This is a genomic window from Streptomyces sp. R33 (genome assembly GCF_041200175.1).
GTDB classification, from domain to species: Bacteria; Actinomycetota; Actinomycetes; order Streptomycetales; family Streptomycetaceae; genus Streptomyces; species Streptomyces katrae_B.
Genome location: NZ_CP165727.1, coordinates 2,929,026 through 2,951,378, shown reverse-complemented (window position 1 = coordinate 2,951,378; position 22,353 = coordinate 2,929,026). Strand labels below are relative to the sequence as shown.

The 22,353-nt window shown below is 71.7% G+C and carries 21 protein-coding genes; 19 read left to right on the top strand and 2 right to left on the bottom strand.

The genetic code is table 11. The features are described 5' to 3' along the window. The first annotated feature begins 121 nt into the window (after positions 1 to 121). Entirely contained in the window at positions 122 to 1,339 is a 1,218-nt protein-coding gene (gene ftsY, locus AB5J51_RS13235) for a signal recognition particle-docking protein FtsY (RefSeq protein ID WP_053786116.1), read from the top strand. An 85-nt stretch (positions 1,340 to 1,424) separates the two neighbouring features. On the opposite strand, the gene AB5J51_RS13230 is transcribed toward ftsY, so the two are convergent. Then, a complete protein-coding gene (locus tag AB5J51_RS13230; RefSeq protein ID WP_136225919.1) occupies positions 1,425 to 2,093 on the bottom strand; it encodes a bifunctional DNA primase/polymerase in 669 nt (222 codons plus the stop codon). Positions 2,094 to 2,501: 408 nt separating this feature from the next. Between AB5J51_RS13230 and AB5J51_RS13225 the strand changes: the two genes are divergently transcribed. The 6 genes from AB5J51_RS13225 (at position 2,502) to ftsH (ending at position 12,340) form a co-directional block, all read left to right on the top strand. Beyond that, on the top strand, positions 2,502 to 4,007 hold the full coding sequence (locus AB5J51_RS13225) for a hypothetical protein (RefSeq protein WP_369777774.1): 1,506 nt from the start codon (positions 2,502 to 2,504) through the stop codon (positions 4,005 to 4,007). 381 nt (positions 4,008 to 4,388) lie between these two features. Next, positions 4,389 to 5,735 carry an ammonium transporter gene (locus AB5J51_RS13220; RefSeq protein WP_053786117.1) on the top strand — a complete coding sequence of 449 codons (1,347 nt, stop codon included), beginning with the start codon at positions 4,389 to 4,391 and terminating at the stop codon, positions 5,733 to 5,735. Beyond that, positions 5,732 to 6,070 carry a P-II family nitrogen regulator gene (locus tag AB5J51_RS13215; RefSeq protein ID WP_053786118.1) on the top strand — a complete coding sequence of 113 codons (339 nt, stop codon included), beginning with the start codon at positions 5,732 to 5,734 and terminating at the stop codon, positions 6,068 to 6,070. Before AB5J51_RS13220 ends, AB5J51_RS13215 begins: the two co-directional genes overlap by 4 nt. A gap of 17 nt (positions 6,071 to 6,087) precedes the next feature. Further along, a complete protein-coding gene (locus AB5J51_RS13210) occupies positions 6,088 to 8,529 on the top strand; it encodes a [protein-PII] uridylyltransferase (RefSeq protein ID WP_136225918.1) in 2,442 nt (813 codons plus the stop codon). A gap of 186 nt (positions 8,530 to 8,715) precedes the next feature. Continuing rightward, positions 8,716 to 10,284 (top strand): signal recognition particle protein, encoded by a 1,569-nt coding sequence (gene ffh, locus AB5J51_RS13205; RefSeq protein ID WP_133896774.1) that lies wholly within the window; start codon positions 8,716 to 8,718, stop codon positions 10,282 to 10,284. A gap of 127 nt (positions 10,285 to 10,411) precedes the next feature. Next, positions 10,412 to 12,340, top strand: a complete 1,929-nt coding sequence (gene ftsH / locus AB5J51_RS13200; protein ID WP_053786121.1) for an ATP-dependent zinc metalloprotease FtsH — start codon at positions 10,412 to 10,414, stop codon at positions 12,338 to 12,340. 42 nt (positions 12,341 to 12,382) lie between these two features. Here ftsH and AB5J51_RS13195 read toward each other — a convergent pair whose 3' ends face one another. After that, positions 12,383 to 13,060, bottom strand: coding sequence for a class I SAM-dependent methyltransferase (locus tag AB5J51_RS13195; protein WP_053786122.1), 678 nt, complete (start codon positions 13,058 to 13,060; stop codon positions 12,383 to 12,385). A 131-nt stretch (positions 13,061 to 13,191) separates the two neighbouring features. Between AB5J51_RS13195 and proS the strand changes: the two genes are divergently transcribed. The 12 genes from proS (at position 13,192) to AB5J51_RS13135 (ending at position 22,300) form a co-directional block, all read left to right on the top strand. Continuing rightward, positions 13,192 to 14,604: a proline--tRNA ligase gene (proS, locus tag AB5J51_RS13190; RefSeq protein ID WP_053786123.1), complete on the top strand. Its 1,413-nt coding sequence runs from the start codon at positions 13,192 to 13,194 to the stop codon at positions 14,602 to 14,604. 218 nt (positions 14,605 to 14,822) lie between these two features. Next, positions 14,823 to 15,422, top strand: coding sequence for a hypothetical protein (locus tag AB5J51_RS13185; RefSeq protein ID WP_030298455.1), 600 nt, complete (start codon positions 14,823 to 14,825; stop codon positions 15,420 to 15,422). 201 nt (positions 15,423 to 15,623) lie between these two features. Beyond that, positions 15,624 to 16,064, top strand: a complete 441-nt coding sequence (gene rpsP, locus AB5J51_RS13180; protein ID WP_030298453.1) for a 30S ribosomal protein S16 — start codon at positions 15,624 to 15,626, stop codon at positions 16,062 to 16,064. A gap of 2 nt (positions 16,065 to 16,066) precedes the next feature. Continuing rightward, positions 16,067 to 16,306 (top strand): RNA-binding protein, encoded by a 240-nt coding sequence (locus tag AB5J51_RS13175; RefSeq protein ID WP_030011889.1) that lies wholly within the window; start codon positions 16,067 to 16,069, stop codon positions 16,304 to 16,306. Positions 16,307 to 16,400: 94 nt separating this feature from the next. Continuing rightward, positions 16,401 to 16,964 carry a ribosome maturation factor RimM gene (gene rimM, locus AB5J51_RS13170; protein WP_053786124.1) on the top strand — a complete coding sequence of 188 codons (564 nt, stop codon included), beginning with the start codon at positions 16,401 to 16,403 and terminating at the stop codon, positions 16,962 to 16,964. Further along, on the top strand, positions 16,964 to 17,785 hold the full coding sequence (gene trmD / locus AB5J51_RS13165) for a tRNA (guanosine(37)-N1)-methyltransferase TrmD (protein WP_030298450.1): 822 nt from the start codon (positions 16,964 to 16,966) through the stop codon (positions 17,783 to 17,785). The genes rimM and trmD overlap by 1 nt, the downstream gene beginning before the upstream one ends. Before the next feature lie 133 nt (positions 17,786 to 17,918). Beyond that, positions 17,919 to 18,269 carry a 50S ribosomal protein L19 gene (gene rplS, locus AB5J51_RS13160; RefSeq protein WP_008737520.1) on the top strand — a complete coding sequence of 117 codons (351 nt, stop codon included), beginning with the start codon at positions 17,919 to 17,921 and terminating at the stop codon, positions 18,267 to 18,269. 44 nt (positions 18,270 to 18,313) lie between these two features. Then, the gene (gene lepB, locus AB5J51_RS13155) at positions 18,314 to 19,075 is read left to right on the top strand and encodes a signal peptidase I (RefSeq protein WP_369777773.1); all 762 of its coding nucleotides are present in this window, start codon (positions 18,314 to 18,316) and stop codon (positions 19,073 to 19,075) included. Continuing rightward, positions 19,068 to 19,931 (top strand): signal peptidase I, encoded by an 864-nt coding sequence (gene lepB, locus AB5J51_RS13150; protein ID WP_369777772.1) that lies wholly within the window; start codon positions 19,068 to 19,070, stop codon positions 19,929 to 19,931. The genes lepB (AB5J51_RS13155) and lepB (AB5J51_RS13150) overlap by 8 nt, the downstream gene beginning before the upstream one ends. 113 nt (positions 19,932 to 20,044) lie before the next feature. Further along, the gene (gene lepB / locus AB5J51_RS13145) at positions 20,045 to 20,938 is read left to right on the top strand and encodes a signal peptidase I (RefSeq protein ID WP_030298443.1); all 894 of its coding nucleotides are present in this window, start codon (positions 20,045 to 20,047) and stop codon (positions 20,936 to 20,938) included. Between the two features lie 44 nt (positions 20,939 to 20,982). After that, positions 20,983 to 21,804: a signal peptidase I gene (lepB, locus tag AB5J51_RS13140; protein WP_369777771.1), complete on the top strand. Its 822-nt coding sequence runs from the start codon at positions 20,983 to 20,985 to the stop codon at positions 21,802 to 21,804. Then, positions 21,794 to 22,300, top strand: a complete 507-nt coding sequence (locus AB5J51_RS13135) for an NUDIX hydrolase (protein ID WP_053786129.1) — start codon at positions 21,794 to 21,796, stop codon at positions 22,298 to 22,300. The genes lepB (AB5J51_RS13140) and AB5J51_RS13135 overlap by 11 nt, the downstream gene beginning before the upstream one ends. Positions 22,301 to 22,353: the final 53 nt, after the last annotated feature.

Here is a 22,353-nt window from a genome sequence, read left to right as displayed (position 1 = left end):
CGTACGGGTAAGTCGCCCATCATCATGGATATGCCGCTAACGCCGCAAATGGAGACTTACGGCCCGGCCGGAACCGCGGGTCCGGGGGCCCGGGGCAGCCGTGGCCGATACTGGATCCGTTATGGACATCCTCATCCTTGCTGTAGTCATCGCCCTGGTCGCGGTCGGCGTGATCAGCGGGCTCGTGGTCGGCAGCCGCAAGAAGAAGCAGCTGCCGCCCCCGGCGCCGCCCAGCACACCGACCATCACTGCCCCGCCCGCCGAACCGCAGGTGGGGGAGGACGCCGTAGAGACGGCGGAAGAGCCCCGCCGCACCATCGAGGAGGTCGTCCTCCCCGAAGCGGAGGCTGCGGCTCCCGAGGCGCCCGCCGTCGCCGAACCCGAGGCTCCGGCCGCACTCGAGATCGAGGTGCCCGAGCCCACCGCCGGTCGCCTGGTCCGGCTGCGCGCCCGCCTCGCCCGGTCGCAGAACTCGCTCGGCAAGGGGCTGCTCACGCTGCTCTCGCGCGAGCACCTCGACGAGGACACCTGGGAGGAGATCGAGGAGACCCTCCTGATCGCCGACGTCGGTGTCGTGCCGACGCAGGAGCTCGTGGACCGGCTCCGCGAGCGGGTCAAGGTGCTCGGCACCCGCACCCCCGCGGACCTGCGCGCCCTGCTCAAGGAGGAGCTGCTGACCCTGGTCGGCACCGACTTCGACCGCGCGGTGAAGACCGAGAGCGGCGCGGACACCCCGGGCGTCGTGATGGTCGTGGGGGTCAACGGCACCGGCAAGACCACCACCACCGGCAAGCTGGCCCGCGTGCTCGTCGCCGACGGCCGCTCCGTGGTGCTCGGCGCCGCCGACACTTTCCGCGCCGCTGCCGCAGACCAGCTCCAGACCTGGGGCGAGCGGGTCGGCGCGCGCACCGTGCGCGGTCCCGAGGGCGGCGACCCCGCCTCGATCGCCTACGACGCGGTCAAGGAGGGCATCGCCGAGGGCGCCGACGTGGTGCTCATCGACACCGCCGGCCGCCTGCACACCAAGACCGGCCTCATGGACGAGCTCGGCAAGGTCAAGCGCGTCGTGGAGAAGCACGGCCCGCTCGACGAGGTCCTGCTGGTCCTGGACGCCACCACCGGGCAGAACGGCCTGGCCCAGGCCCGTGTCTTCGCCGAGGTCGTGGACATCACCGGCATCGTGCTGACCAAGCTCGACGGCACCGCCAAGGGCGGCATCGTCGTCGCCGTCCAGCGCGAGCTCGGCGTCCCGGTCAAGCTCATCGGCCTCGGCGAGGGTCCGGACGACCTCGCGCCCTTCGAGCCGGAGGCGTTCGTGGACGCCCTGATCGGCGACTGAGCGTACGCAGCGCACGCAGACCGTACGCACGGCAGCGCCCCCGCATTCCGGCCGGAACGCGGGGGCGCTGCCGTAGGCAGGCGTACTAGCGCCGCAGGCGGTGGCAGATGTACGCGAGGGTGCCGAGCAGCAGCCGGGCCTGCGGCGGGCCGCCCGCGGAGTCGAGCGCGGGCGGGCGCAGCCAGCCGACCGGGCCGAGGCCCGCGTGGTCGGAGGGCGGGGCGGTCAGGAAGGCGCCGACGCCCAGGGCGCGCAGGTCGAGGTCGGCGTCGTCCCAGCCCATCCGGTACAGCAGCTGCGGCAGCTCGGCGGCAGCGCCCGGGGCGACGAAGAACTGGGCCCGGCCGTCCGGGGTCGCGGTGACCGGCCCGAGCGGCAGGCCCATCCGCTCGAGGCGGACCAGCGCGCGGCGCCCGGCCTCCTCCGAGACCTCGATGACGTCGAAGGTGCGGCCCACCGGGAGCAGGACCGCCGCGCCCGGGTAGCCGCTCCAGGTCTCGGTGACCTCGTCGAGGGTCGCGCCGGCTGCGACGGTCGGAGCGAGGGGCAGCGGATGCGCCCCCGGCGTGCTGCAATGCGCATGACCGCAGGAGCAGTCGCGGGCGGGGGCCGCGGCGCGGGCGCCGGGGACCACGTCCCAGCCCCACAGCCCGGTGTACTCCGCGACCGCCGTGCACTCCGACGTCCGGCCGCGGCGCCGCGAGCCGGAACGGAACTCCTTGGTGCTGCGGCTGCCGCCGATCGTGAAGCCCATGCCCATGCCCCCTCCAACGGGTCGGACGCGCCGGTGGTTACGACGTCGGCGGGACGGGATGCGGGGCCGGGTAAGAGCCCGGTGTCCCGAGGGGCCACCCGGCGCACTCCTCGCCGCGTGCGCCCCCGGTGCACTCCCGTCCAACCGATCGCTTTCGCCTCGGTGTCAAGTGAATCGCGCCTGGCCGGTGGCTAGTTCATTCGAAGGGGTGGCGAATGGTGGCGTTTCTGGAATCGACCTCGCCGCAGGGGTGATCGTAGGATTACTTTCAGTGCACCAAACCCCGATGGCGTGCCGTCCGTGGTTATGCCGGAGGCAACTCGTGGAGGACCTGTGAAGGTCCGTGGCGGCGCTCGCCGCCCCAGCCAGGGTTTCGTATGAAGAGGCTGAGTGGATGGGGGCGTTCCTGTGAGCGGCAACGGCGCAAGCGGAACGAGCGAGGAGCCGGAGGTCCCGGGCTCTGCCGCCCGCAATGAACAACTGACTTCCTGGTTCGTCCGCAGCGGCTGGTCGAAGGGCGAACTCGCCCGCCAGGTGAACCGGCGTGCCCGTCAGATGGGCGCCCACCACATCAGCACGGACACCTCCCGGGTACGCCGCTGGCTCGACGGCGAGCAGCCCCGCGAGCCCGTCCCGCGGATCCTGTCCGAGCTGTTCTCCGAGCGGTTCGGCTCCGTCGTCGCCATCGAGCAGCTCGGGCTGCGCACCGCCCACCAGACGCCGTCCGTCTCCGGCGTCGACCTGCCCTGGGCCGGCCCGCAGACCGTCGAGCTGCTCGGGGAGTTCTCCCGCAGCGACCTGATGCTGGCCCGCCGCGGCTTCCTGGGGACCTCGCTCGCCCTCTCCGCCGGCCCCGCCCTCATCGAGCCCATGCAGCGCTGGCTCGTCCCGGTCCCCGCCGCCGACCCGGGCCCCCGCGAGGCGGGGGCGGCCGGAGCCCTCAGCGGCCACCGCCCGCCGCGCCTGTCCGAACCGGAACTCGGTCTCCTCGAAGCCACCACCGTGATGTTCCGCCAGTGGGACGCCCAGTGCGGCGGCGGACTGCGCCGCAAGGCCGTCGTGGGCCAGCTGCACGAGGTCACCGACCTGCTCCAGGAGAACCACCCGGCGCCCGTCATGAAGCGGCTCTTCAAGGTCGCCGCGGAACTCGCCGAACTGGCCGGCTGGATGAGCTACGACATCGGCCTGCACCCCACCGCGCAGAAGTACTTCGTCCTCGCGCTGCACGCCGCCAAGGAGGGCGGGGACAAGCCGCTGGGCTCGTACATCCTCTCCAGCATGAGCCGCCAGATGATCCACCTGGGCCGCCCCGAGGACGCCCTGGAACTCATCCACCTCGCGCAGTACGGCAGCCGCGACTGCGCGGGCCCGCGCACCCAGGCCATGCTGTATGCGATGGAGGCCCGCGCCTACGCCAACATGGGCCAGCCCAGCCGCTGCAAGCGGGCCGTCCGGATGGCCGAGGACACCTTCTCCGACGTCGCCTTCGACGGCGAGCCCGAACCCGACTGGATCCGCTTCTTCTCCGAGGCCGAGCTCAACGGCGAGAACTCCCACTCGTACCGCGACCTGGCCTACGTGGCCGGGCGCAGCCCCATGTACGCCTCCCTCGCCGAGCCCGTGATGCAGCGGGCCGTGGAGCTGTTCGAGAAGGACGACGAGCACCAGCGCTCGTACGCCCTCAACCTCATCGGCATGGCCACCGTGCACCTGATCCAGCGCGAGCCCGAGCAGGCCACCGTCCTCGTCGGCCGCGCCCTTGACGTGGCCGGAAAGGTGCGGTCCGAAAGGGTGAACACGCGGCTGCGCAAGACGGTCGACACCGCCGCCCGTGAGTACGGCGACGTCGCCGACGTGGTCCGGCTGACCGACCAGCTCGCCTCCCGGCTCCCCGAAGCGGCGGAGGCCGTCTGACGGCCCGAGCCGCCGCCCCCAAGGCCCCGGCCGCGGCAGTCACCCCGTGAAGCCCGATCAGGCTCCCCCAGCCAGGTCCCCCCGGGTACTGCCGCGGCCGGTCCCCTTTTTGCGCCTAAACCGGCGCCGCTCTCGCGGACGTGGTTGCTCGCCGTCGTGGTTCCCCAATTGATGGTCGCGCTGTTCATCACGCCGTAACACCCGAGATGCCTTCGTCACGGACGCGAAACACCGAGCGGCGCCGCCGGAAACCGGCCTGCGCGAATCTCAGGGTCAATAACCGGCCAGCCCCCAGGCCCCCACCCCCCGGCCTTACGCCTTGCGCCGCTCAGGTTTTCACGATCGCCCGCACGCGAACGTACCGACGACGAGGAGACGCCGATGGCATCAGCCATCACGACCCTCGCCGCAGACGCCCCGACGCTGTCTGCTGCGAACACCGGGTTCATGCTCATCTGCTCCGCCCTGGTCATGCTGATGACCCCGGGACTCGCCTTCTTCTACGGAGGCATGGTCCGCGTCAAGAGCAGCCTCAACATGCTGATGATGAGCTTCATCAGCCTCGGGATCGTCACGATCCTCTGGGTCCTCTACGGCTTCAGCCTCGCCTTCGGCACGGACGCCGGCAGCCTCATCGGCTGGTCCTCCGACTACGTCGGCCTCAGCGGCATCGGCATCACCGAGCTGTGGGACGGGTACACCATCCCGGTCTACGTCTTCGCCGTCTTCCAGCTGATGTTCGCCGTCATCACCCCCGCCCTGATCAGCGGCGCCCTGGCCGACCGCGTGAAGTTCAGCGCCTGGGCCCTGTTCACCGCCCTGTGGGTCACCGTCGTCTACTTCCCCGTCGCCCACTGGGTCTGGGGCGCCGGCGGCTGGCTCTTCGAGCTCGGCGTGATCGACTTCGCGGGCGGCACCGCCGTCCACATCAACGCCGGCGCCGCGGCCCTCGGCGTCATCCTGGTCATCGGCAAGCGCGTCGGCTTCAAGAAGGACCCGATGCGCCCGCACAGCCTCCCGCTCGTGATGCTCGGCGCCGGTCTGCTCTGGTTCGGCTGGTTCGGCTTCAACGCCGGATCCTGGCTCGGCAACGACGACGGCGTGGGCGCGGTCATGTTCGTCAACACCCAGGTCGCCACCGCCGCCGCCATGCTCGCCTGGCTCGGCTACGAGAAGCTGCGCCACGGCTCCTTCACCACCCTCGGCGCCGCCTCCGGCGCGGTCGCCGGCCTCGTCGCCATCACCCCCTCCGGCGGTTCCTGCTCCCCGCTCGGCGCGATCGCCATCGGCGCCATCGCCGGTGTCGTCTGCGCCATGGCCGTCGGCCTCAAGTACAAGTTCGGCTACGACGACTCCCTCGACGTGGTCGGCGTCCACCTCGTCGGCGGTGTGATCGGCTCGCTGCTGGTCGGCTTCTTCGCCACCGGCGGGGTCCAGTCCGACGCGGCCGGCCTCTTCTACGGCGGCGGCCTGGAGCAGCTCGGCAAGCAGGCCATCGGGGTCTTCTCGGTCCTCGCCTACTCTCTCGTCGTGTCCGCGATCCTCGCCTTCCTCCTCGACAAGACGATCGGGATGCGGGTCACCGAGGACGACGAGGTCTCCGGCATCGACCAGGTCGAGCACGCCGAGACCGCCTACGACTTCAGCGGAGCCGGCGGCGGCGCCTCCTCCCGGAGCACCGCCACCCCCGTCCCCGCTGCCGCCGCGAGCAAGAAGGTTGACGCATGAAGCTGATCACCGCGATCGTCAAGCCGCACCGGCTGGACGAGATCAAGGACGCCCTCCAGCGCTTCGGAGTCCAGGGGCTCACCGTCTCCGAGGCCAGCGGCTACGGCCGCCAGCGCGGCCACACCGAGGTCTACCGCGGCGCCGAGTACACCGTGGACCTCGTACCGAAGATCCGCATCGAGGTGGTCGTCGAGGACGACGACGCCGAATCGGTGATGGACGTCCTCGTCAAGAGCGCCCGCACCGGCAAGATCGGTGACGGCAAGGTGTGGAGCGTCCCCGTGGACTCGGTCATCCGGGTCCGCACCGGCGAGCGCGGCGCTGAAGCGCTCTAGGCGACGGGAGCTCCTGGGTGACGAGCGTCGAGCAGACCACGACGGGTGATTCCGGCGATCCGTCCGGCTCGGGACCCAGCGCGTACGCCGCGGCCCGGCTGCGACTCCTCCAGGAGGAGTCGCGGTCCGGGCCTTCGCGGCGTTCCGCGCTGGCCGGGCTGACCGACGACTGGCTGAACGCCCTGTTCACCACGGCCCAGCGGGAGACCGGAGTGCGGGGCGCCACCCTCGTCGCCGTCGGCGGCTACGGGCGCGCCGAACTCTCCCCCCGCAGCGACCTCGACCTGCTGCTGCTCCACGACGGCAAGGCCGAGCCGCGGGCGCTCGGCGCGCTGGCCGACCGGATCTGGTACCCCGTGTGGGACCTGGGCGTAGCCCTCGACCACTCGGTGCGGACCCCGGCCGAGGCGCGCAAGACCGCCGCCGAGGACCTCAAGGTGCACCTGGGGCTGCTGGACGCCCGGCCGGTCGCGGGCGACGCCGGCCTGCTCGCGGGCCTGCGCACCTCCGTACTGGCCGACTGGCGCAACCAGGCCGCCAAGCGGCTCCCGCAGCTGCACTCCCTGTGCCGGGAGCGGGCCGAGCGGTCCGGGGAGCTCCGCTTCCTGCTGGAACCTGACCTCAAGGAGGCCCGCGGCGGGCTCCGCGACGCCACCGCACTGCGGGCGGTCGCCGCGTCCTGGCTGGCCGACGCCCCGCGCGAGGGGCTGGCCGACGCCCGGCGGCGGCTGCTGGACGCGCGGGACGCGCTGCACCTGGTGACGGGCCGGGCGACCGACCGGCTCGCGCTCCAGGAACAGGACCAGGTCGCCGCCCAGCTGGGCCTGCTCGACGCGGACGCGCTGCTGCGCGAGGTGTACGAGGCCGCGCGGGTCGTCGCGTACGCCGGGGACGTGACCTGGCGCGAGGTCGGGCGGGTCCTGCGGGCCCGGGCGGCCCGGCCGAGGCTGCGCGGGCTGCTGGGGACGCGGGGGGCCGCGGCAGCCGAGCGGGCGCCGCTCGCCGAGGGGGTCGTGGAGTCCGACGGCGAGGCCGTGCTGGCCCTGGCGGCCCGGCCCGACCGGGACCCGGTCCTGGCCCTGCGGTTCGGGGCCGCGGCCGCGCAGGCGGGACTTCCGGTGTCGCTGCACGCCGTACGCCGGCTCGCGGCGCAGGCGAAGCCGCTGCCCGTGCCGTGGCCCGCGGAGGCACGGGAGCAGCTGCTGACCCTGCTGGGGGCGGGGGAGCCGACGGTGGCGGTCTGGGAGGCCCTCGAGGCCGAGGGGCTGATCACGCGGCTGCTGCCCGACTGGGAACGGGTGCGGTGCCGTCCGCAGCGCAATCCCGTGCACACCTGGACGGTGGACCGGCACCTGGTCGAGACGGCGGTGCGCGCCTCGGCCCTGACCCGCCGGGTGAGCCGTCCGGACCTGCTGCTCATGGCCGCCCTGCTGCACGACATCGGCAAGGGCTGGCCGGGGGACCACTCGGTGGCGGGCGAGACGATCGCCCGTGACGTGGCCGTCCGGGTGGGCTTCGACGCGGACGACGCCGCCGTGCTGGGGGTGCTCGTACGCCACCACCTGCTGCTGATCGACACCGCGACGCGGCGCGACCTGGACGACCCGGCGACGGTCCGGTCGGTCGCGGAGGCCGTGGGGTCGCTCGGCACGCTGGAGGTCCTGCACGCGCTGACCGAGGCGGACGCCCTGGCCACGGGGCCTGCGGCGTGGAGCACGTGGCGGGGCTCGCTGGTGGCGGACCTGGTGGCGCGGGTCGCCTCGGTGCTGGGCGGCGCGGCACCCGGCGCGGCGGAGCCGGCCATCCCGACGACGGAGCAGGAACGCCTCGCGGTGGAGGCGCTGCGCACCCGGGAGCCTGTGCTGGCGCTGCACGCGCGCCAGGAGGAGGACGACGCGGTCGGGGTCGAGCTGGTGGTGGCGGTCCCGGACCAGCCGGGGGTCCTCCCGGCAGTGGCCGGCGTACTGGCCCTGCACCGGCTCACGGTCCGCGCCGCGGACCTGCGCTCGCTGGAGCTGCCGGATCTGGCGGGCGAGGTGCTGGTGCTGCGCTGGCGGGTGGCCGCCGAGTACGGCTCGCTGCCGGAGGTGTCCCGCCTGCGCACGGACCTGATCCGGGCGCTGGACGGCTCGCTGGACGTCCCGGCGAAGCTGGCGGACCGCGAGGCGGCGTACCCGCGGCGGCGCGGGGTGGTCCCGCCGCCCCCGCGGGTGACGGTGGTCCCGGACGTCTCCTCCCTGGCCACGGTCCTGGAGGTCCGGGCCCCGGACGCGGTGGGTCTGCTGCACCGGATCGGACGCGCGCTGGAATCCTCCGGGGTGCGGGTCCGCAGCGCCCACGTCTCGACCCTCGGCGCCAACGCGGTGGACTCCCTGTACGTCGTCGACCCCGACGGCAAACCGCTGCCGCCGCCCGCGGCCGCGTCCCTGGCCAGCACCCTGGAGTCCGCCCTCCAGTGACCCGAAGGTCGGGGCGGGGCTGGATGGCGCTGCGCGCCATCCAGCCCGCGCAGGGCAGATCCGGTCCGTCCGGCGTTTGAGGACCGGGTCCGGGCGGAGCCCGAACGGGCGGGTCCCCGGACAGGGGGAGGGGCGGATACCCTGGGGGGCGACCACACGCCCCCGACCCGAGGAATCGCGACCACCGTGTTCGATACGCTTTCCGACCGCCTCAGCGCGACCTTCAAGTCCCTCCGGGGCAAGGGCCGCCTCTCCGAGCAGGACATCGACGCTGCGGCGCGGGAAATCCGTATCGCCCTCCTCGAGGCCGACGTCGCCCTCCCCGTCGTCCGCTCCTTCATCGCGAACGTCAAGGAGCGCGCCCGCGGCGAAGAGGTCTCCAAGGCCCTGAACCCGGGCCAGCAGGTCCTCAAGATCGTCAACGACGAGCTCGTCTCGATCCTCGGCGGCGAGACCCGGCGCCTGCGCTTCGCCAAGACCGCGCCCACCGTGATCATGCTCGCCGGTCTCCAGGGTGCGGGTAAGACCACCCTCGCCGGAAAGCTCGGCCTCTGGCTCAAGGGCCAGGGCCACTCCCCGCTGCTCGTCGCCTGCGACCTCCAGCGCCCCAACGCCGTCAACCAGCTCAGCGTCGTCGCCGAGCGCGCCGGTGTCGCGGTCTACGCGCCCGCCCCCGGCAACGGCATCGGCGACCCGGTGCAGGTGGCCAAGGACTCCATCGAGTACGCCCGCACCAAGCAGTACGACATCGTCATCGTCGACACCGCCGGCCGCCTCGGTATCGACTCGGAGCTGATGCAGCAGGCCGCGGACATCCGCGACGCCGTCAACCCCGACGAGATCCTCTTCGTCGTCGACGCCATGATCGGCCAGGACGCGGTCAACACCGCCGAGGCCTTCCGCGACGGCGTCGGCTTCGACGGCGTCGTGCTCTCCAAGCTCGACGGCGACGCCCGAGGCGGTGCCGCGCTCTCCATCGCGCACGTCACGGGCAAGCAGATCATGTTCGCCTCGAACGGCGAGAAGCTCGACGAGTTCGACGCCTTCCACCCGGACCGCATGGCGGGCCGGATCCTCGACATGGGTGACATGCTCACCCTCATCGAGCAGGCCGAGAAGACGTTCTCGCAGGCCGAGGCCGAGAAGATGGCGGCCAAGCTCGCCAAGGGCCCCAAGGAGTTCACGCTCGACGACTTCCTGGCCCAGATGGAGCAGGTCCGGAAGATGGGCTCCATCTCCAAGCTGCTCGGCATGCTCCCCGGCATGGGCCAGATCAAGGACCAGATCAACAACATCGACGAGCGCGACGTCGACCGCACGGCCGCGATCATCAAGTCGATGACCCCGGCCGAGCGCCACGACCCGCACATCATCAACGGCTCGCGCCGCGCCCGTATCGCCAAGGGCTCCGGCGTCGAGGTCAGCGCCGTCAAGAACCTCGTCGAGCGCTTCTTCGAGGCCCGCAAGATGATGTCCCGCATGGCCCAGGGCGGCGGGATGCCCGGCATGCCCGGCATCCCGGGCATGGGCGGCGGCCCCGGCCGCCAGAAGAAGCAGGTCAAGCAGGCCAAGGGCAAGCGCAAGAGCGGCAACCCGATGAAGCGCAAGGAAGAGGAGGCAGCGGCAGCTGCCCGTCGCGAGCAGGGCCCGCAGACCGCCCCGCCCGCCACCGGCAGCCCGTTCGGCCTTCCCGCCGCGGGCCAGCCCGGCCAGGACTTCGACCTCCCGGACGAGTTCAAGAAGTTCATGAAGTAACCGCGTCCGTGCGCGAACGGGCCCTGGCCGGAGCTTCCGGCCAGGGCCCGTTCGCCTACGTTCAGCGGGCGCAATGGTGCGTTATATCCCTTATGGTCGGCCACGAGGACGGCAGTAAGGAGGCCACGTGCCCAACCCCACCCCCGTACCGCCTCGCGAGCGCGCCGACACGCCCTGGCGCTCCGAGGGCGCGCCGCCCGCACCGCCGCCCAAGAGGAAGATGCCCGGGGGCTGGCGCGGGCTGATCCTCGCCGCCCTGATCGTCTTCCTGATCACCAACGTGGTCCTGTCGTTCTTCAACGAGGGCGACGAGCCGACCGTCTCGTACACGGAGTTCAGCAAGCAGGTCGCCGACGGCAACGTCTCGAAGATCTACTCCAAGGGCGACGCCATCCAGGGCGAGCTGAAGAGCAAACAGCCGCTGCCCGACGGCGGCGAGGGCGACTACACGAAGTTCGTCACGCAGCGCCCGGCCTTCGCCGACGACCAGCTGTGGACGAACCTCACCAAGCACAACGTCGTCGTCACGGCCTCCCCGGTCGTCGTGCAGCGCAGCTTCCTGGCCAATCTGCTGATCTCGCTGGCACCCATGCTGCTGCTGGTCCTCCTGTGGGTGTTCATCGCCCGGCGCATGGGCTCGGCCATGGGCGGCGTCGGCGGGCTGGGCCGCAAGCAGCCGCCCAAACCCGTGGAGCTGGAGGGCGGCAGACGCACCACGTTCGCCGACGTGGCGGGGATCGACGAGGTCAAGGGCGAGCTCAACGACGTCGTGGACTTCCTCAAGAACCCGCAGCAGTACCGGGCCCTGGGCGCCCGGATGCCCGGCGGGGTGCTGCTGGCCGGACCGCCCGGCACGGGCAAGACCCTGCTGGCGCGGGCGGTGGCGGGCGAGGCCGGGGTGCCGTTCTTCTCCGCCTCCGCCTCCGAGTTCATCGAGATGATCGTCGGCGTGGGCGCCTCCCGGGTCCGCGAGCTCTTCTCCGAGGCGCGCAAGGTGGCCCCCTCGATCGTCTTCATCGACGAGATCGACACCATCGGCCGGGCCCGCGGCGGCGGCGCCGCCATGGGCGGCCACGACGAGCGCGAACAGACCCTCAACCAGATCCTGACCGAGATGGACGGGTTCTCCGGCTCGGAGGGCGTCGTCGTCATCGCCGCGACCAACCGGCCCGATGTCCTGGACCCCGCGCTCACCCGCCCCGGCCGCTTCGACCGCACGGTGTCGGTCTCCCCGCCCGACCGGGCCGGCCGCGAGGCCATCCTGCGGATCCACACCCGGGACATCCCGCTCGCCGCCGACGTGGACCTCGACCAGGTCGCCCGCACCACCCCCGGCATGACGGGCGCGGACCTCGCCAACCTGGCCAACGAAGCCGCCCTCCTCGCGGTGAAGCGCAAGCAGGGCCAGGTCACCCAGGCGGACTTCATGGACGCCCTCGAGAAGGTCCAGCTGGGCGCGGCCCGTGCGCTGGTCATGCCCGAGGAGGAGCGCCGCCGCACGGCCTACCACGAGAGCGGCCACGCCCTGCTGGGCATGCTCCAGCCGGGCGCCGACCCCGTCCGCAAGATCACGATCGTGCCGCGCGGCCGGGCGCTCGGCGTCACCCTCTCGACCCCCGACGCGGACCGCTACTCCTACACGGAGGACTACCTCCGCGGCCGCATCATCGGCGCACTCGGGGGCATGGCGGCCGAACACGTCGTGTTCGACGTCATCACCACGGGCGCGGAGAACGACCTGGAACAGGTCACCAACCTCGCCCGCGGCATGGTCGGCCGCTGGGGCATGAGCGAGCGCATCGGCCGCCTCACCGCCATCCCGGCGGACGCGCAGAGCCCGTACGGGCTCCTGGCGGCCCCCGCCACCCTGGACGCGGTGGACCACGAGATGCGGCGGATCGTCGACGAGTGCTACGTGGAGGCCTGCCGGCTGCTGCGCGAACACCGTCCGAAACTCGACGCCCTGACCGAGGCCCTGCTGGCGAACGAGACCCTGGACGAACCGGCCGCCTACGAGGCCGCGGGCATCCCCCGCCTCTCCAAGGAGGCGAAGTAGCGGCGCAGGCCCCCGAGGCCGTGCCCGCGGCTCCGATTGCGGCTACGGCACGCGGGCGATCACGTAGCGGAAGATGTTCGGCAGCCAGACGGTGCCGTCCGGCCGCTCGTACGGGTGAAGGGCCTCCGTGAGCTCCTTCTCGACCTGCGCCGGATCCGAGGTGGACTCGTACAGCCCCGCCGAGAGCAGCCCCCGTACCGCGCTGTCCACGTCCGCGTACCCGAAGGGGCAGAACACCCGGCCCGATCCGTCGGGCGAGAGCCCGGCCCGCGCCACCGCCGCGTCCAGATCCTGCGGCGCGGGTCCGCCGCCCAGCACCGCGGGCACCGTGCACCGCTCCGCCGGGCCCCAGTCGGCCAGCACCACAGCCCCGCCGCGCCGGACCGCCGGCAGGGCCGCGGCCAGGGCCGCCTCGGACGGCGAGAAGGCCAGCAGCACGTCGTACGGCCGCGCGGCGCCCGGCGGGGCCGCGATCACCTCCAGCAGCCGCTCGCGCGCCAGGGCGCGGCGCGCCGGATCCGTCTCCACCCCCGTGGTGACGGCTCCCCGCCCCGCAGCCAGCAGCAGGGCCAGCCCGGACCCGCAGTCCAGGCCGAGCAGCCGGTCGCCCGGCCCGACCTCCAGCCGGTCGTAGACCGCCTCGTACAGCGGTACCAGCATCCGTTCCTGGATCTCCGCCCAGTCCCGGGCGACGAGCGTCGCCGTCGGCGTCGGTGTCATCGAAAGAGCGCTCCTGATTCCTTGTCGCCCCCTTGCCCCCGTTGCCAGAGAACTCCCCATTCGCCCCCGCGTCCAGAGGAGTGCGCCACCCGATTCACGCATCGAGTGCCCGGCGCCGTACCATTCGCGCCATGGCAAAGGCACCCGTTCTCACCCCCCAGGCGGAGGATTTCCCCCGCTGGTACCAGGATCTGATCAACAAGGCCGAGCTGGCCGACAACGGTCCGGTACGCGGCACCATGGTCATCCGGCCGTACGGCTACGGCCTGTGGGAGCGGATGCAGCAGGAGATGGACGCGCGCATCAAGGACGCGGGCGCCCAGAACGCGTACTTCCCGCTGTTCATCCCGCAGTCGTACCTGACGCGCGAGGCCGAGCACGTCGAGGGCTTCGCCCCCGAGCTCGCCGTCGTCACGCACGGCGGCGGCAAGGAGCTGGAAGAGCCGGTCGTGGTCCGGCCCACCTCCGAGACGATCATCAACGACTACTTCTCCAAGTGGGTCCAGAGCTACCGCGACCTGCCCCTGCTCATCAACCAGTGGGCGAACGTGGTCCGCTGGGAGATGCGCCCGCGCGTGTTCCTCCGTACGAGTGAGTTCCTCTGGCAGGAGGGCCACACCGCCCACGCCACGTACGAGGACGCCCGCGACTACGCCGCCCGCATCCACACGGACGTCTACGGCGACTTCATGACGAACGTGCTCGGCATCGACGTCGTGCTCGGCCGCAAGACCGCCAAGGAGCGCTTCGCCGGAGCCATCAACACCCTCACCCTCGAGGGCATGATGGGCGACGGCAAGGCGCTGCAGCTGGGCACCAGCCACGAGCTCGGCACCAACTTCGCCAAGGCCTTCAACACGCAGTACCTGTCGAAGGAAGGCAAGCAGGAGCTCGTCTGGCAGACCTCGTGGGGCGTCTCGACCCGCATGGTCGGCGGTCTGATCATGTCCCACGGTGACGACAACGGCCTCCGTGTCCCGCCGCGCCTCGCGCACGTCCAGGTCGTCGTCATGGCGATCAAGGGCGACGAGGCCGTCGCGAAGGTCCGCGAGCTCGGTGCGCAGCTCAAGGCCGCGGGCCTGCGCGTGCAGGTCGACGACCGCGTCGACACCCCGTTCGGCCGCCGCGCCGTGGACTGGGAGCTCAAGGGCGTACCGGTCCGCATCGAGATCGGTCCCCGCGACCTGGAGGCCGGCACCGCGATGCTGGCCCGCCGGATCCCGGGCGGCAAGGAGCCCGTGCAGATCGACGCGCTCGCCGACCTGCTGCCCAAGGTGCTCGACGAGGACCAGGCGCAGCTGCTGCGCGAGTCCCGCGAGCGCCGCCTGGCCCGTACCTCCGACGTCTCCACCATCGAGGAGGCCGCCGAGGCCGCCGTCGCGGGCGGCTGGGCGCGGATCCCGTGGGCCGACCTCGGCCCCGAGGGCGAGGCCAAGCTGGGCGAGCAGGCCGTGTCCGTCCGCTGCCTGATCGCCGAGGACGGGTCGGTTCCGGAGGCGGACGACGCCCCCGGTACGCTCGCGATCGTCGCGCGCTCGTACTGACCGACCCTGTCCGACCCTCGAACCCGCCCCGGCGCACGGCACGAGCCGCGCGCCGGGGCGGGTTCGTGTCGGTCTGGTCGTCGTTACGTACCGACTCCTCCTGGGATCGGCGCACCCGTCCTCGTCAGGACGCATGAGACTGAACTGACTGGTACGTGCAAAAAATTTGGAATGGCCCGGAATCGGAACACCGGGGCACTCCGGCTCGTTGTCACGACGTGAGCACGACACCACCTGTTCTCGCCGCAGAGCTGGCGCAGGCGTGGGCCGACATTCAGCGGTACCACCCCGAGCTGCCTGACCTTGCCGCGCCCGAGTCCCTGATCGGAGAGTCCTCGTCCGCCTGCGGCGCCGAGCTCTCCTTCGAGCGACTGCTGCACGAGGCAGTCCACGGCATCGCCGCCGCCCGCGGGGTGCGCGACACCTCGCGTGCAGGCCGCTACCACAACCGCAGATTCCTCGCGATCGCCGAGGAGATGGGGCTGGACCACTCCGACGAGCCGCATGCCAGCAGCGGCTTCTCGCTGGTCTCGCTCAATCCCGAGGCGAAGAAGCGCTACCGCCCCACCATGGAGCGGCTGCAGCGCGCACTGAAGGCGCACACGGCCGCGACGGCCGCCGACACCAAGCGCAGCTTCCGCGGGCCGGCCGCCCGGCACGGCTCCTCCGGTGGCGGTGTCCGCGTCAAGGCGGTCTGCGACTGCGGGCGCAACGTGCGGGTGGTCCCCTCCGTGCTGGCGCAGGCGCCGATCGTGTGCGGCGGCTGCATGAAGCCGTTCCGCATCCCCGAGGTCGCCGTCTCGGCCGCGGCCTCCTGAGCCGGTGGGCGGCCGCGCGCCGCTGATCGCAGCTCCCCGCGAGAAGCGCCGCAGGCATGTGGCACAATGGCTAGCTGTACTCGACAGTCGCATAGGACCCCTCTCTCCTCCGGCTGACGCGTCCATCGGGCACCCGAGTACCGCAACCCCACGTGGCATCTCATGTGCCCAACCACGTCAAGTTCAGGAGACACCACTCCAGTGGCAGTCAAGATCAAGCTCAAGCGCCTCGGCAAGATTCGCCAGCCGCACTACCGCATCGTCGTCGCCGACTCGCGCACCCGCCGCGATGGTCGTGCGATCGAGGAGATCGGTCTGTACCACCCGACGTACAACCCGTCGCGCATCGAGGTCAACGCCGAGCGTGCGCAGTACTGGCTGTCCGTCGGCGCCCAGCCCACCGAGGCTGTGCTCGCCATCCTGAAGCTGACCGGTGACTGGCAGGCGCACAAGGGCCTCCCGGCCCCCGCGCCGCTGCTGCAGCCGGAGACGAAGGAGAGCAAGCGCCGCTCCTTCGACGAGTTCGCCAAGGCCCTCGAGGGCATCGGCGAGACCAAGGGCGAGGCCATCACGCAGAAGGCGAAGAAGGCCGACAAGAAGGCGGACGAGGCTGAGGCCGCCGCCGAGTCGACCGAGGCCTGAGCATGCTCGAGGAGGCTCTTGAGCACCTCGTAAAGGGCATTGTGGACAACCCCGACGAAGTGCAGGTCGCCTCGCGCAACCTGCGTCGCGGGCAGGTGCTCGAGGTCCGGGTTCACCCGGACGACCTCGGGAAGGTGATCGGCCGCAACGGCCGCACCGCGCGTGCCCTGCGTACCGTCGTGGGCGCCATCGGCGGCCGGGGGATCCGCGTCGACCTCGTCGACGTGGACCAGGTCCGCTGAGACTTGGTTCATTGAGAACGTGAATCACCGGCACGGGCCGGGGAGGGCATTCGTGCCCACCCCGGCCCGTCGTCGTCTGAACAGGAGAGAGACAGTGGAGCTGGTTGTTGCGCGGATCGGCCGCGCCCACGGGATCAAGGGTGAGGTCACCGTCGAGGTGCGGACCGACGAGCCGGAGCTGCGGCTCTCGCCCGGTGCCGTGCTGCGGACCGAGCCGGCAACGGCGGGTCCGCTGACCATCGAGACGGGCCGCGTGCACAGCGGGAGGCTGCTGCTCCGCTTCGCCGGTGTCAAGGACCGCACCGGCGCCGAGGCGCTGCGCAACATCCTGCTCATCGCCGACGTGGACCCGGCGGAGCTCCCCGAGGAAGAAGACGAGTACTACGACCACCAGCTGATGGACCTGGACGTGGTGCTGGAGGACGGTACCGAGATCGGTCGGATCACCGAGATCTCCCACCTGCCCTCGCAGGACCTCTTCATCGTCGAGCGCCCCGACGGCACCGAGGTGATGATCCCCTTCGTCGAGGAGATCGTCGCCGAGATCGACCTCGAGGAGCAGCGCTGTGTCATCACCCCGCCGCCCGGGCTGATCGACGACCGCGCCGAGATCGTCTCCGCGCGCGACAACGGGGCCGAGGCCGGGGAAGAAGCCTGATGCGTCTCGACGTCGTCACGATCTTCCCCGAGTACCTGGAGCCGCTGAACGTCTCCCTCGTCGGCAAGGCGCGGGCCCGCGGGCAGCTCGACGTACACGTCCACGACCTGCGGGACTGGACGTACGACCGGCACAACACCGTCGACGACACCCCGTACGGCGGCGGTCCCGGCATGGTCATGAAGACCGAGCCGTGGGGCGAGGCCCTCGACGAGGCGCTGGCCGACGGGTACGAGTCCGGTGCGCGCGGGCCGGTCATGGTCGTCCCCACGCCCAGCGGCCGCCCGTTCACCCAGGAACTGGCCGTCGAGCTCTCCGAGCGGCCCTGGCTGATCTTCACGCCGGCCCGGTACGAGGGCATCGACCGCCGGGTCATGGACGAGTACGCCACGCGGATGCCGGTCTACGAGGTCTCCATCGGCGACTACGTGCTGGCGGGCGGCGAGGCGGCCGTCCTGGTCGTCACCGAGGCCGTGGCCCGGCTGCTCCCCGGGGTGCTCGGCAACGCCGAATCGCACCGCGACGACTCCTTCGCGCCCGGCGAGATGGAGAACCTGCTGGAGGGGCCGGTCTACACGAAGCCCCCGCAGTGGCGCGGCCGGGGCATCCCCGACGTGCTGCTCAGCGGCCACCACGGGAAGATCGCCCGCTGGCGCCGGGACGAGGCGTTCCGCAGGACCGCGCAGAACCGCCCCGACCTGATCGAGCGCTGCGAGGCCTCCGCCTTCGACAAGAAGGACCGCGAGACGCTGAGCATCCTGGGCTGGCGGCCGGACGCCGACGGCCGATTTTGGCGTAGGCCGCAGGCCGTGGAAGAATAGGCGGCTGCTGTGTGCTCGCGTGCGCCCCTGCCACAGGGGGACAGTCGTCCGCCGAGTGACCCGGCTCCCGAATTCTCTACGGAAATCCGCACCGGCGGCCTGTGGCGTCGTGCGAAGAAAGCAGACGAAGAACATGTCTCACCTGCTCGATGGCGTCAACGCCGCCTCGATCCGCTCCGACGTCCCGGCCTTCCGCCCGGGTGACACGATCAACGTGCACGTCCGCGTCATCGAGGGCAACCGCTCCCGTATCCAGCAGTTCAAGGGCGTTGTCATCCGTCGCCAGGGCTCTGGCGTCTCCGAGACCTTCACCGTTCGCAAGGTCTCCTTCAGCGTCGGCGTGGAGCGCACCTTCCCGGTGAACTCCCCGATCTTCGAGAAGATCGAGCTCGTCACCCGCGGTGACGTGCGTCGCGCCAAGCTGTACTTCCTCCGTGAGCTCCGCGGCAAGGCCGCGAAGATCAAGGAGAAGCGCGACCGCTGATCTCCTCTCCGGGTCCCCGGGGCGGCCGGATAGGCTCGCCACCGATGGACACCGAAGCAGAGCTCACACAGCGCGGCCACTCCTCCCCCGAAACGGGGGAGGGGCGGCCGCGTTTTGCGTTGTGGGGGCGCCGTGCGCGTCCCGGGTGGCGCGCGTTCCTGATCTGGCCGCGGGCCGGGGTGCTCGGCGTGCTCTGCACGACGTTCCTGCTGCTGATCAGCAATTTCGTCGTGCAGCCGTTCCTGATCCCGAGCCGGTCGATGGAGCCGACGCTCCAGGTCGGGGACCGGGTGCTGGTGAACAAGCTGGCGTACCGTTTCGGCGACCGGCCGAAGCGAGGGGACGTGGTGGTTTTCGACGGCACGGGATCGTTCGTACCGGAGCGCGCCGACGGCAACCCGATCGGCGAGGCCCTGCACGGCGCGGCCTCCGCACTCGGGATCGGCGAGCCGTCCGAGACCGACTTCGTGAAGCGGGTCGTGGGCATCGGCGGCGACGACGTGGTGTGCTGCGACGCAGGCGGGCGCATCAAGGTGAACGGCGTCCCGCTGCAGGAGCCGTACCTGTATCCCGGCGACACGCCCTCGAAGGTGCCCTTCCGGATCGTCGTACCCCTTGGGACCCTGTGGGTCATGGGTGATCATCGTTCCCAGTCCCGGGACTCCCGGGACCACCTGGGGGAGCCGGGCGGGGGGATGGTGCCGGTGGAGAAGGTGATCGGGCGGGCCGACTGGATCGGCTGGCCGGTTTCGCGCTGGGGATCGCCGCCTGCGGTGACACCGTCCTCCGGCGGCGGTCATGGGTAGCCGGGGGCGCCCCAGAGGCGGTCGGCTCCCCGAGCCGGAGCCGGATCCGGAGCCCGAGCCGGTCCCCGTAGCGGCCGGGGGCGGGGGCCGCGCCGAACGGCGCCGGCTGGCCCGCCGGGTCAAGCGGCGCAGACGGACCCGCCGGGTGGGCGAGGTGCCGCTGCTGATCATCGTGGCGCTGTGCATTGCGCTCGTCCTCAAGACCTTCCTCGTGCAGGCCTTCTTCATCCCGTCCGGGTCCATGGAGCAGACGATCCGGATCGGGGACCGGGTGCTGGTCGACAAGCTGACCCCGTGGTTCGGCTCCAAGGTCGAGCGCGGCGACGTCGTGGTCTTCAAGGACCCCGGCGGGTGGCTCAAAGGCGAGGCCGCGCGCCCGCCCGAGGACCCGGTCGGCGTCAAGCAGATCAAGGAGACGCTGACCTTCATCGGCCTGCTGCCCTCCGCCGACGAGCAGGACCTGATCAAGCGGGTCATCGGCGTCGGCGGCGACACCGTCGTGTGCTGCGACGCCAAGGGGCGCGTCACCGTCAACGGCGCGCCGCTCGATGAGCCGTACGTGAGCCCGGGCAACGCCCCTTCCGAAATCAGGTTCGAGGTGCAGGTGCCCCCGGGGCGGCTCTTCGTCATGGGCGACCACCGGGCGAATTCCGCCGATTCCCGCTACCACCTCGACGAGGCCTTCGACGGCACCATCGGCGAGGAGGGCGTCGTGGGGAGGGCCGTCGTCATCGCATGGCCGTACGACCACTGGCGCAAGCTCGAACAGCCCGCGACCTTCCGCTCGGTGCCCGATCCGGCACCGAGCGGGCGACGCGGCCGCCGTGGGCGCCGTCGTCGGCCGCCGTTCGCATAGTGTGTCCTCGGTCTCCCGCGCCTTAGGGAACTCCCGCTCGTTAAGGGAGGGGAGGGCCCGTCACCGATTCGGCGCGGGCGGCGACTTGCGAGTGAGGAGTGGATGTGGGGGATGTGGCAGTAGGCGCGCGATCCGGACGCGACGAAGGCGAGGAGCGGCCGGACGAAGCCGAGCGCGAGGCCGAGGACGGTGGTGCAGAGGCGCGCCCGCACCGCTCGTTCTGGAAGGAGCTCCCGCTCCTCATCGGCATCGCCCTGCTGCTGGCCCTGCTGATCAAGACGTTCCTGGTACAGGCGTTCTCGATCCCGTCCGACTCGATGCAGAACACCCTGCAGCGCGGCGACCGGGTGCTCGTGGACAAGCTGACCCCGTGGTTCGGTTCCGAGCCCGAGCGCGGCGAGGTCGTGGTCTTCCACGACCCCGCGAGCTGGCTGGCCGGCGAGCCCACCCCGGAGCCCAACTTCGCGCAGCAGGTCCTCAGCAAGATCGGTCTGATGCCGGACGCGGCCGAGAAGGACCTGATCAAGCGGACCATCGCCATCGGCGGTGACACGGTCGAGTGCAAGAAGGGGGGACCGGTCGTCGTCAACGGCAAGGCGCTGGACGAGCCGTACATCTACCCCGGCAACAGCGCGTGCGACGACGCTCCGTTCGGCCCGCTCACCGTGCCCAAGGGCAAGATCTGGGTGATGGGCGACCACCGGCAGAACTCGCAGGACTCCCGCTACCACATGCAGGACTCCACCCAGGGCTTCGTGCCGGTCGACAAGGTCGTCGGGCGGGCCGTGGTGGTGGCGTGGCCGATCACCCGCTGGGCGACCCTGCCCATCCCGGACACGTTCGACCAGCCGGGCATCGGGAACCAGACCAAGGCGACCGCGCTGGGTCTCGGGGCCGCCGGCCTCGCGCCGGTCGGGCTCGGCCCGGCCGCGCTGGGCCTCGTCGGTGCCGTTCCCGTCGTGATGTGGCGCAGGCGGAGGCTGACCAGCGGGACTACCGGCAGGTAGGGTGCCGCCCAGGTCGTCGATCCCGGAAGTGTGGGGGCGCTGCAATGGGCGGAACGCAGGAAAGCGGTACCGAAGGAATACACGGTGGCAAGGACGGCCGCGGCGGTCTCGGCCATGTGCTGTCGGGAGTCGCCGTGGCCGTCGGCTTTGTGCTCTTCCTGGGCGCCTTCGTGTGGGGGGCGCTCGTCTACCAGCCGTACACGGTGCCGACCGACTCGATGATGCCGACGGTGAACCCCGGCGACCGGGTGCTCGCACAGCGGATCGACGGCGGTGAGGTGCGGCGCGGAGACGTGGTCGTGTTCACTGATTCCATGTGGAGTGACTCGCCCATGGTCAAGCGGGTCGTCGGCATCGGCGGCGACACCGTGAAGTGCTGCGGCGAGGGCGGCCGGCTCACGGTGAACGGCAAGGAGCTCGACGAGCCCTACATCGAGCACACCAAGCCCGGGGCGACCGCGGGTACGGGCACGGGCACCGGAACGGGTACCGGCACCGGCCTGGGCGTGGCCTCCGACACGCCGTTCGAGGTGACCGTGCCCGAGGGCAACCTCTTCCTGCTGGGCGACCGGCGGTCCGCCTCGCTCGACTCCCGCGCCCACCTCCAGGAGGCCGGCCAGGGCACCGTGGCCCGCTCGGCGGTCCACGCCCGGGTCGACGCCCTCGCCTGGCCCTCGATGGCGATGCTCGAGCGGCCCGGCACGTACGCCTCCCTGCCCGGCGGAACCTCGCAGCCGGGGCCGCTGCGCCTCCAGCTGGCCGCGGTGCTGGCCGGAGCCGCCCTGGTGGTGCTGGGGGCCGCGTACGGACCCGTCGTACGGGTCCTGGGGCGCGGGCGGCGGCGGGAGCCGGCCGGTGCCCGCTGACGGGGCCGCCGGGCACGGCCCCCGCAAGGTGTCACGGGTGATCCTGCTGGACCCCGCGGACCGGATCCTGCTGCTGCACGGCTTCGAGCCGGACGACCCGGCCGACCACTGGTGGTTCACCCCGGGCGGCGGGCTCGAGGGCGCCGAGACCCGGGAACAGGCCGCGCTGCGGGAGCTCGCCGAGGAGACCGGCATCACCGAAGTGGAACTGGGGCCGGTGCTGTGGCACCGGTACTGCTCCTTCCCGTTCGACGGGCGGCGCTGGGAGCAGGACGAGTGGTACTACCTGGCCCGGACCGCCCAGACGCGGACCGAGATGGGCGGGCTCACCGAGCTGGAGCGGCGCAGCGTCACCGGTGCCAGGTGGTGGACCTCCGAGGAACTTCTCGCGGCCCGTGAGACGGTGTACCCGACCAGACTCGCCGAGCTGCTCCGTACGCTGCTCGACGACGGTCCTCCGGGTGCGCCGGTGGTCCTGGCCCCGGAAATCGTTTAGGGGCGCACGGGCCTGGCGCACAATAGGGGGACGCACGGCTGAAGGGGAACATG

Bases quoted from the DNA above. Each gene is read 5' to 3' on its own strand.
- ftsY (WP_053786116.1), top strand. From the start codon at position 122: ATGGACATCCTCATCCTTGCTGTAGTCATCGCCCTGGTCGCGGTCGGC.
- AB5J51_RS13230 (WP_136225919.1), bottom strand. From the start codon at position 2,093: ATGGGCTTCACGATCGGCGGCAGCCGCAGCACCAAGGAGTTCCGTTCC.
- AB5J51_RS13220 (WP_053786117.1), top strand. From the start codon at position 4,389: ATGGCATCAGCCATCACGACCCTCGCCGCAGACGCCCCGACGCTGTCT.
- AB5J51_RS13215 (WP_053786118.1), top strand. From the start codon at position 5,732: ATGAAGCTGATCACCGCGATCGTCAAGCCGCACCGGCTGGACGAGATC.
- AB5J51_RS13195 (WP_053786122.1), bottom strand. From the start codon at position 13,060: ATGACACCGACGCCGACGGCGACGCTCGTCGCCCGGGACTGGGCGGAG.
- proS (WP_053786123.1), top strand. From the start codon at position 13,192: ATGGCAAAGGCACCCGTTCTCACCCCCCAGGCGGAGGATTTCCCCCGC.
- AB5J51_RS13175 (WP_030011889.1), top strand. From the start codon at position 16,067: ATGCTCGAGGAGGCTCTTGAGCACCTCGTAAAGGGCATTGTGGACAAC.
- trmD (WP_030298450.1), top strand. From the start codon at position 16,964: ATGCGTCTCGACGTCGTCACGATCTTCCCCGAGTACCTGGAGCCGCTG.
- rplS (WP_008737520.1), top strand. From the start codon at position 17,919: ATGTCTCACCTGCTCGATGGCGTCAACGCCGCCTCGATCCGCTCCGAC.
- lepB (WP_369777773.1), top strand. From the start codon at position 18,314: ATGGACACCGAAGCAGAGCTCACACAGCGCGGCCACTCCTCCCCCGAA.
- lepB (WP_369777772.1), top strand. From the start codon at position 19,068: ATGGGTAGCCGGGGGCGCCCCAGAGGCGGTCGGCTCCCCGAGCCGGAG.
- lepB (WP_369777771.1), top strand. From the start codon at position 20,983: ATGGGCGGAACGCAGGAAAGCGGTACCGAAGGAATACACGGTGGCAAG.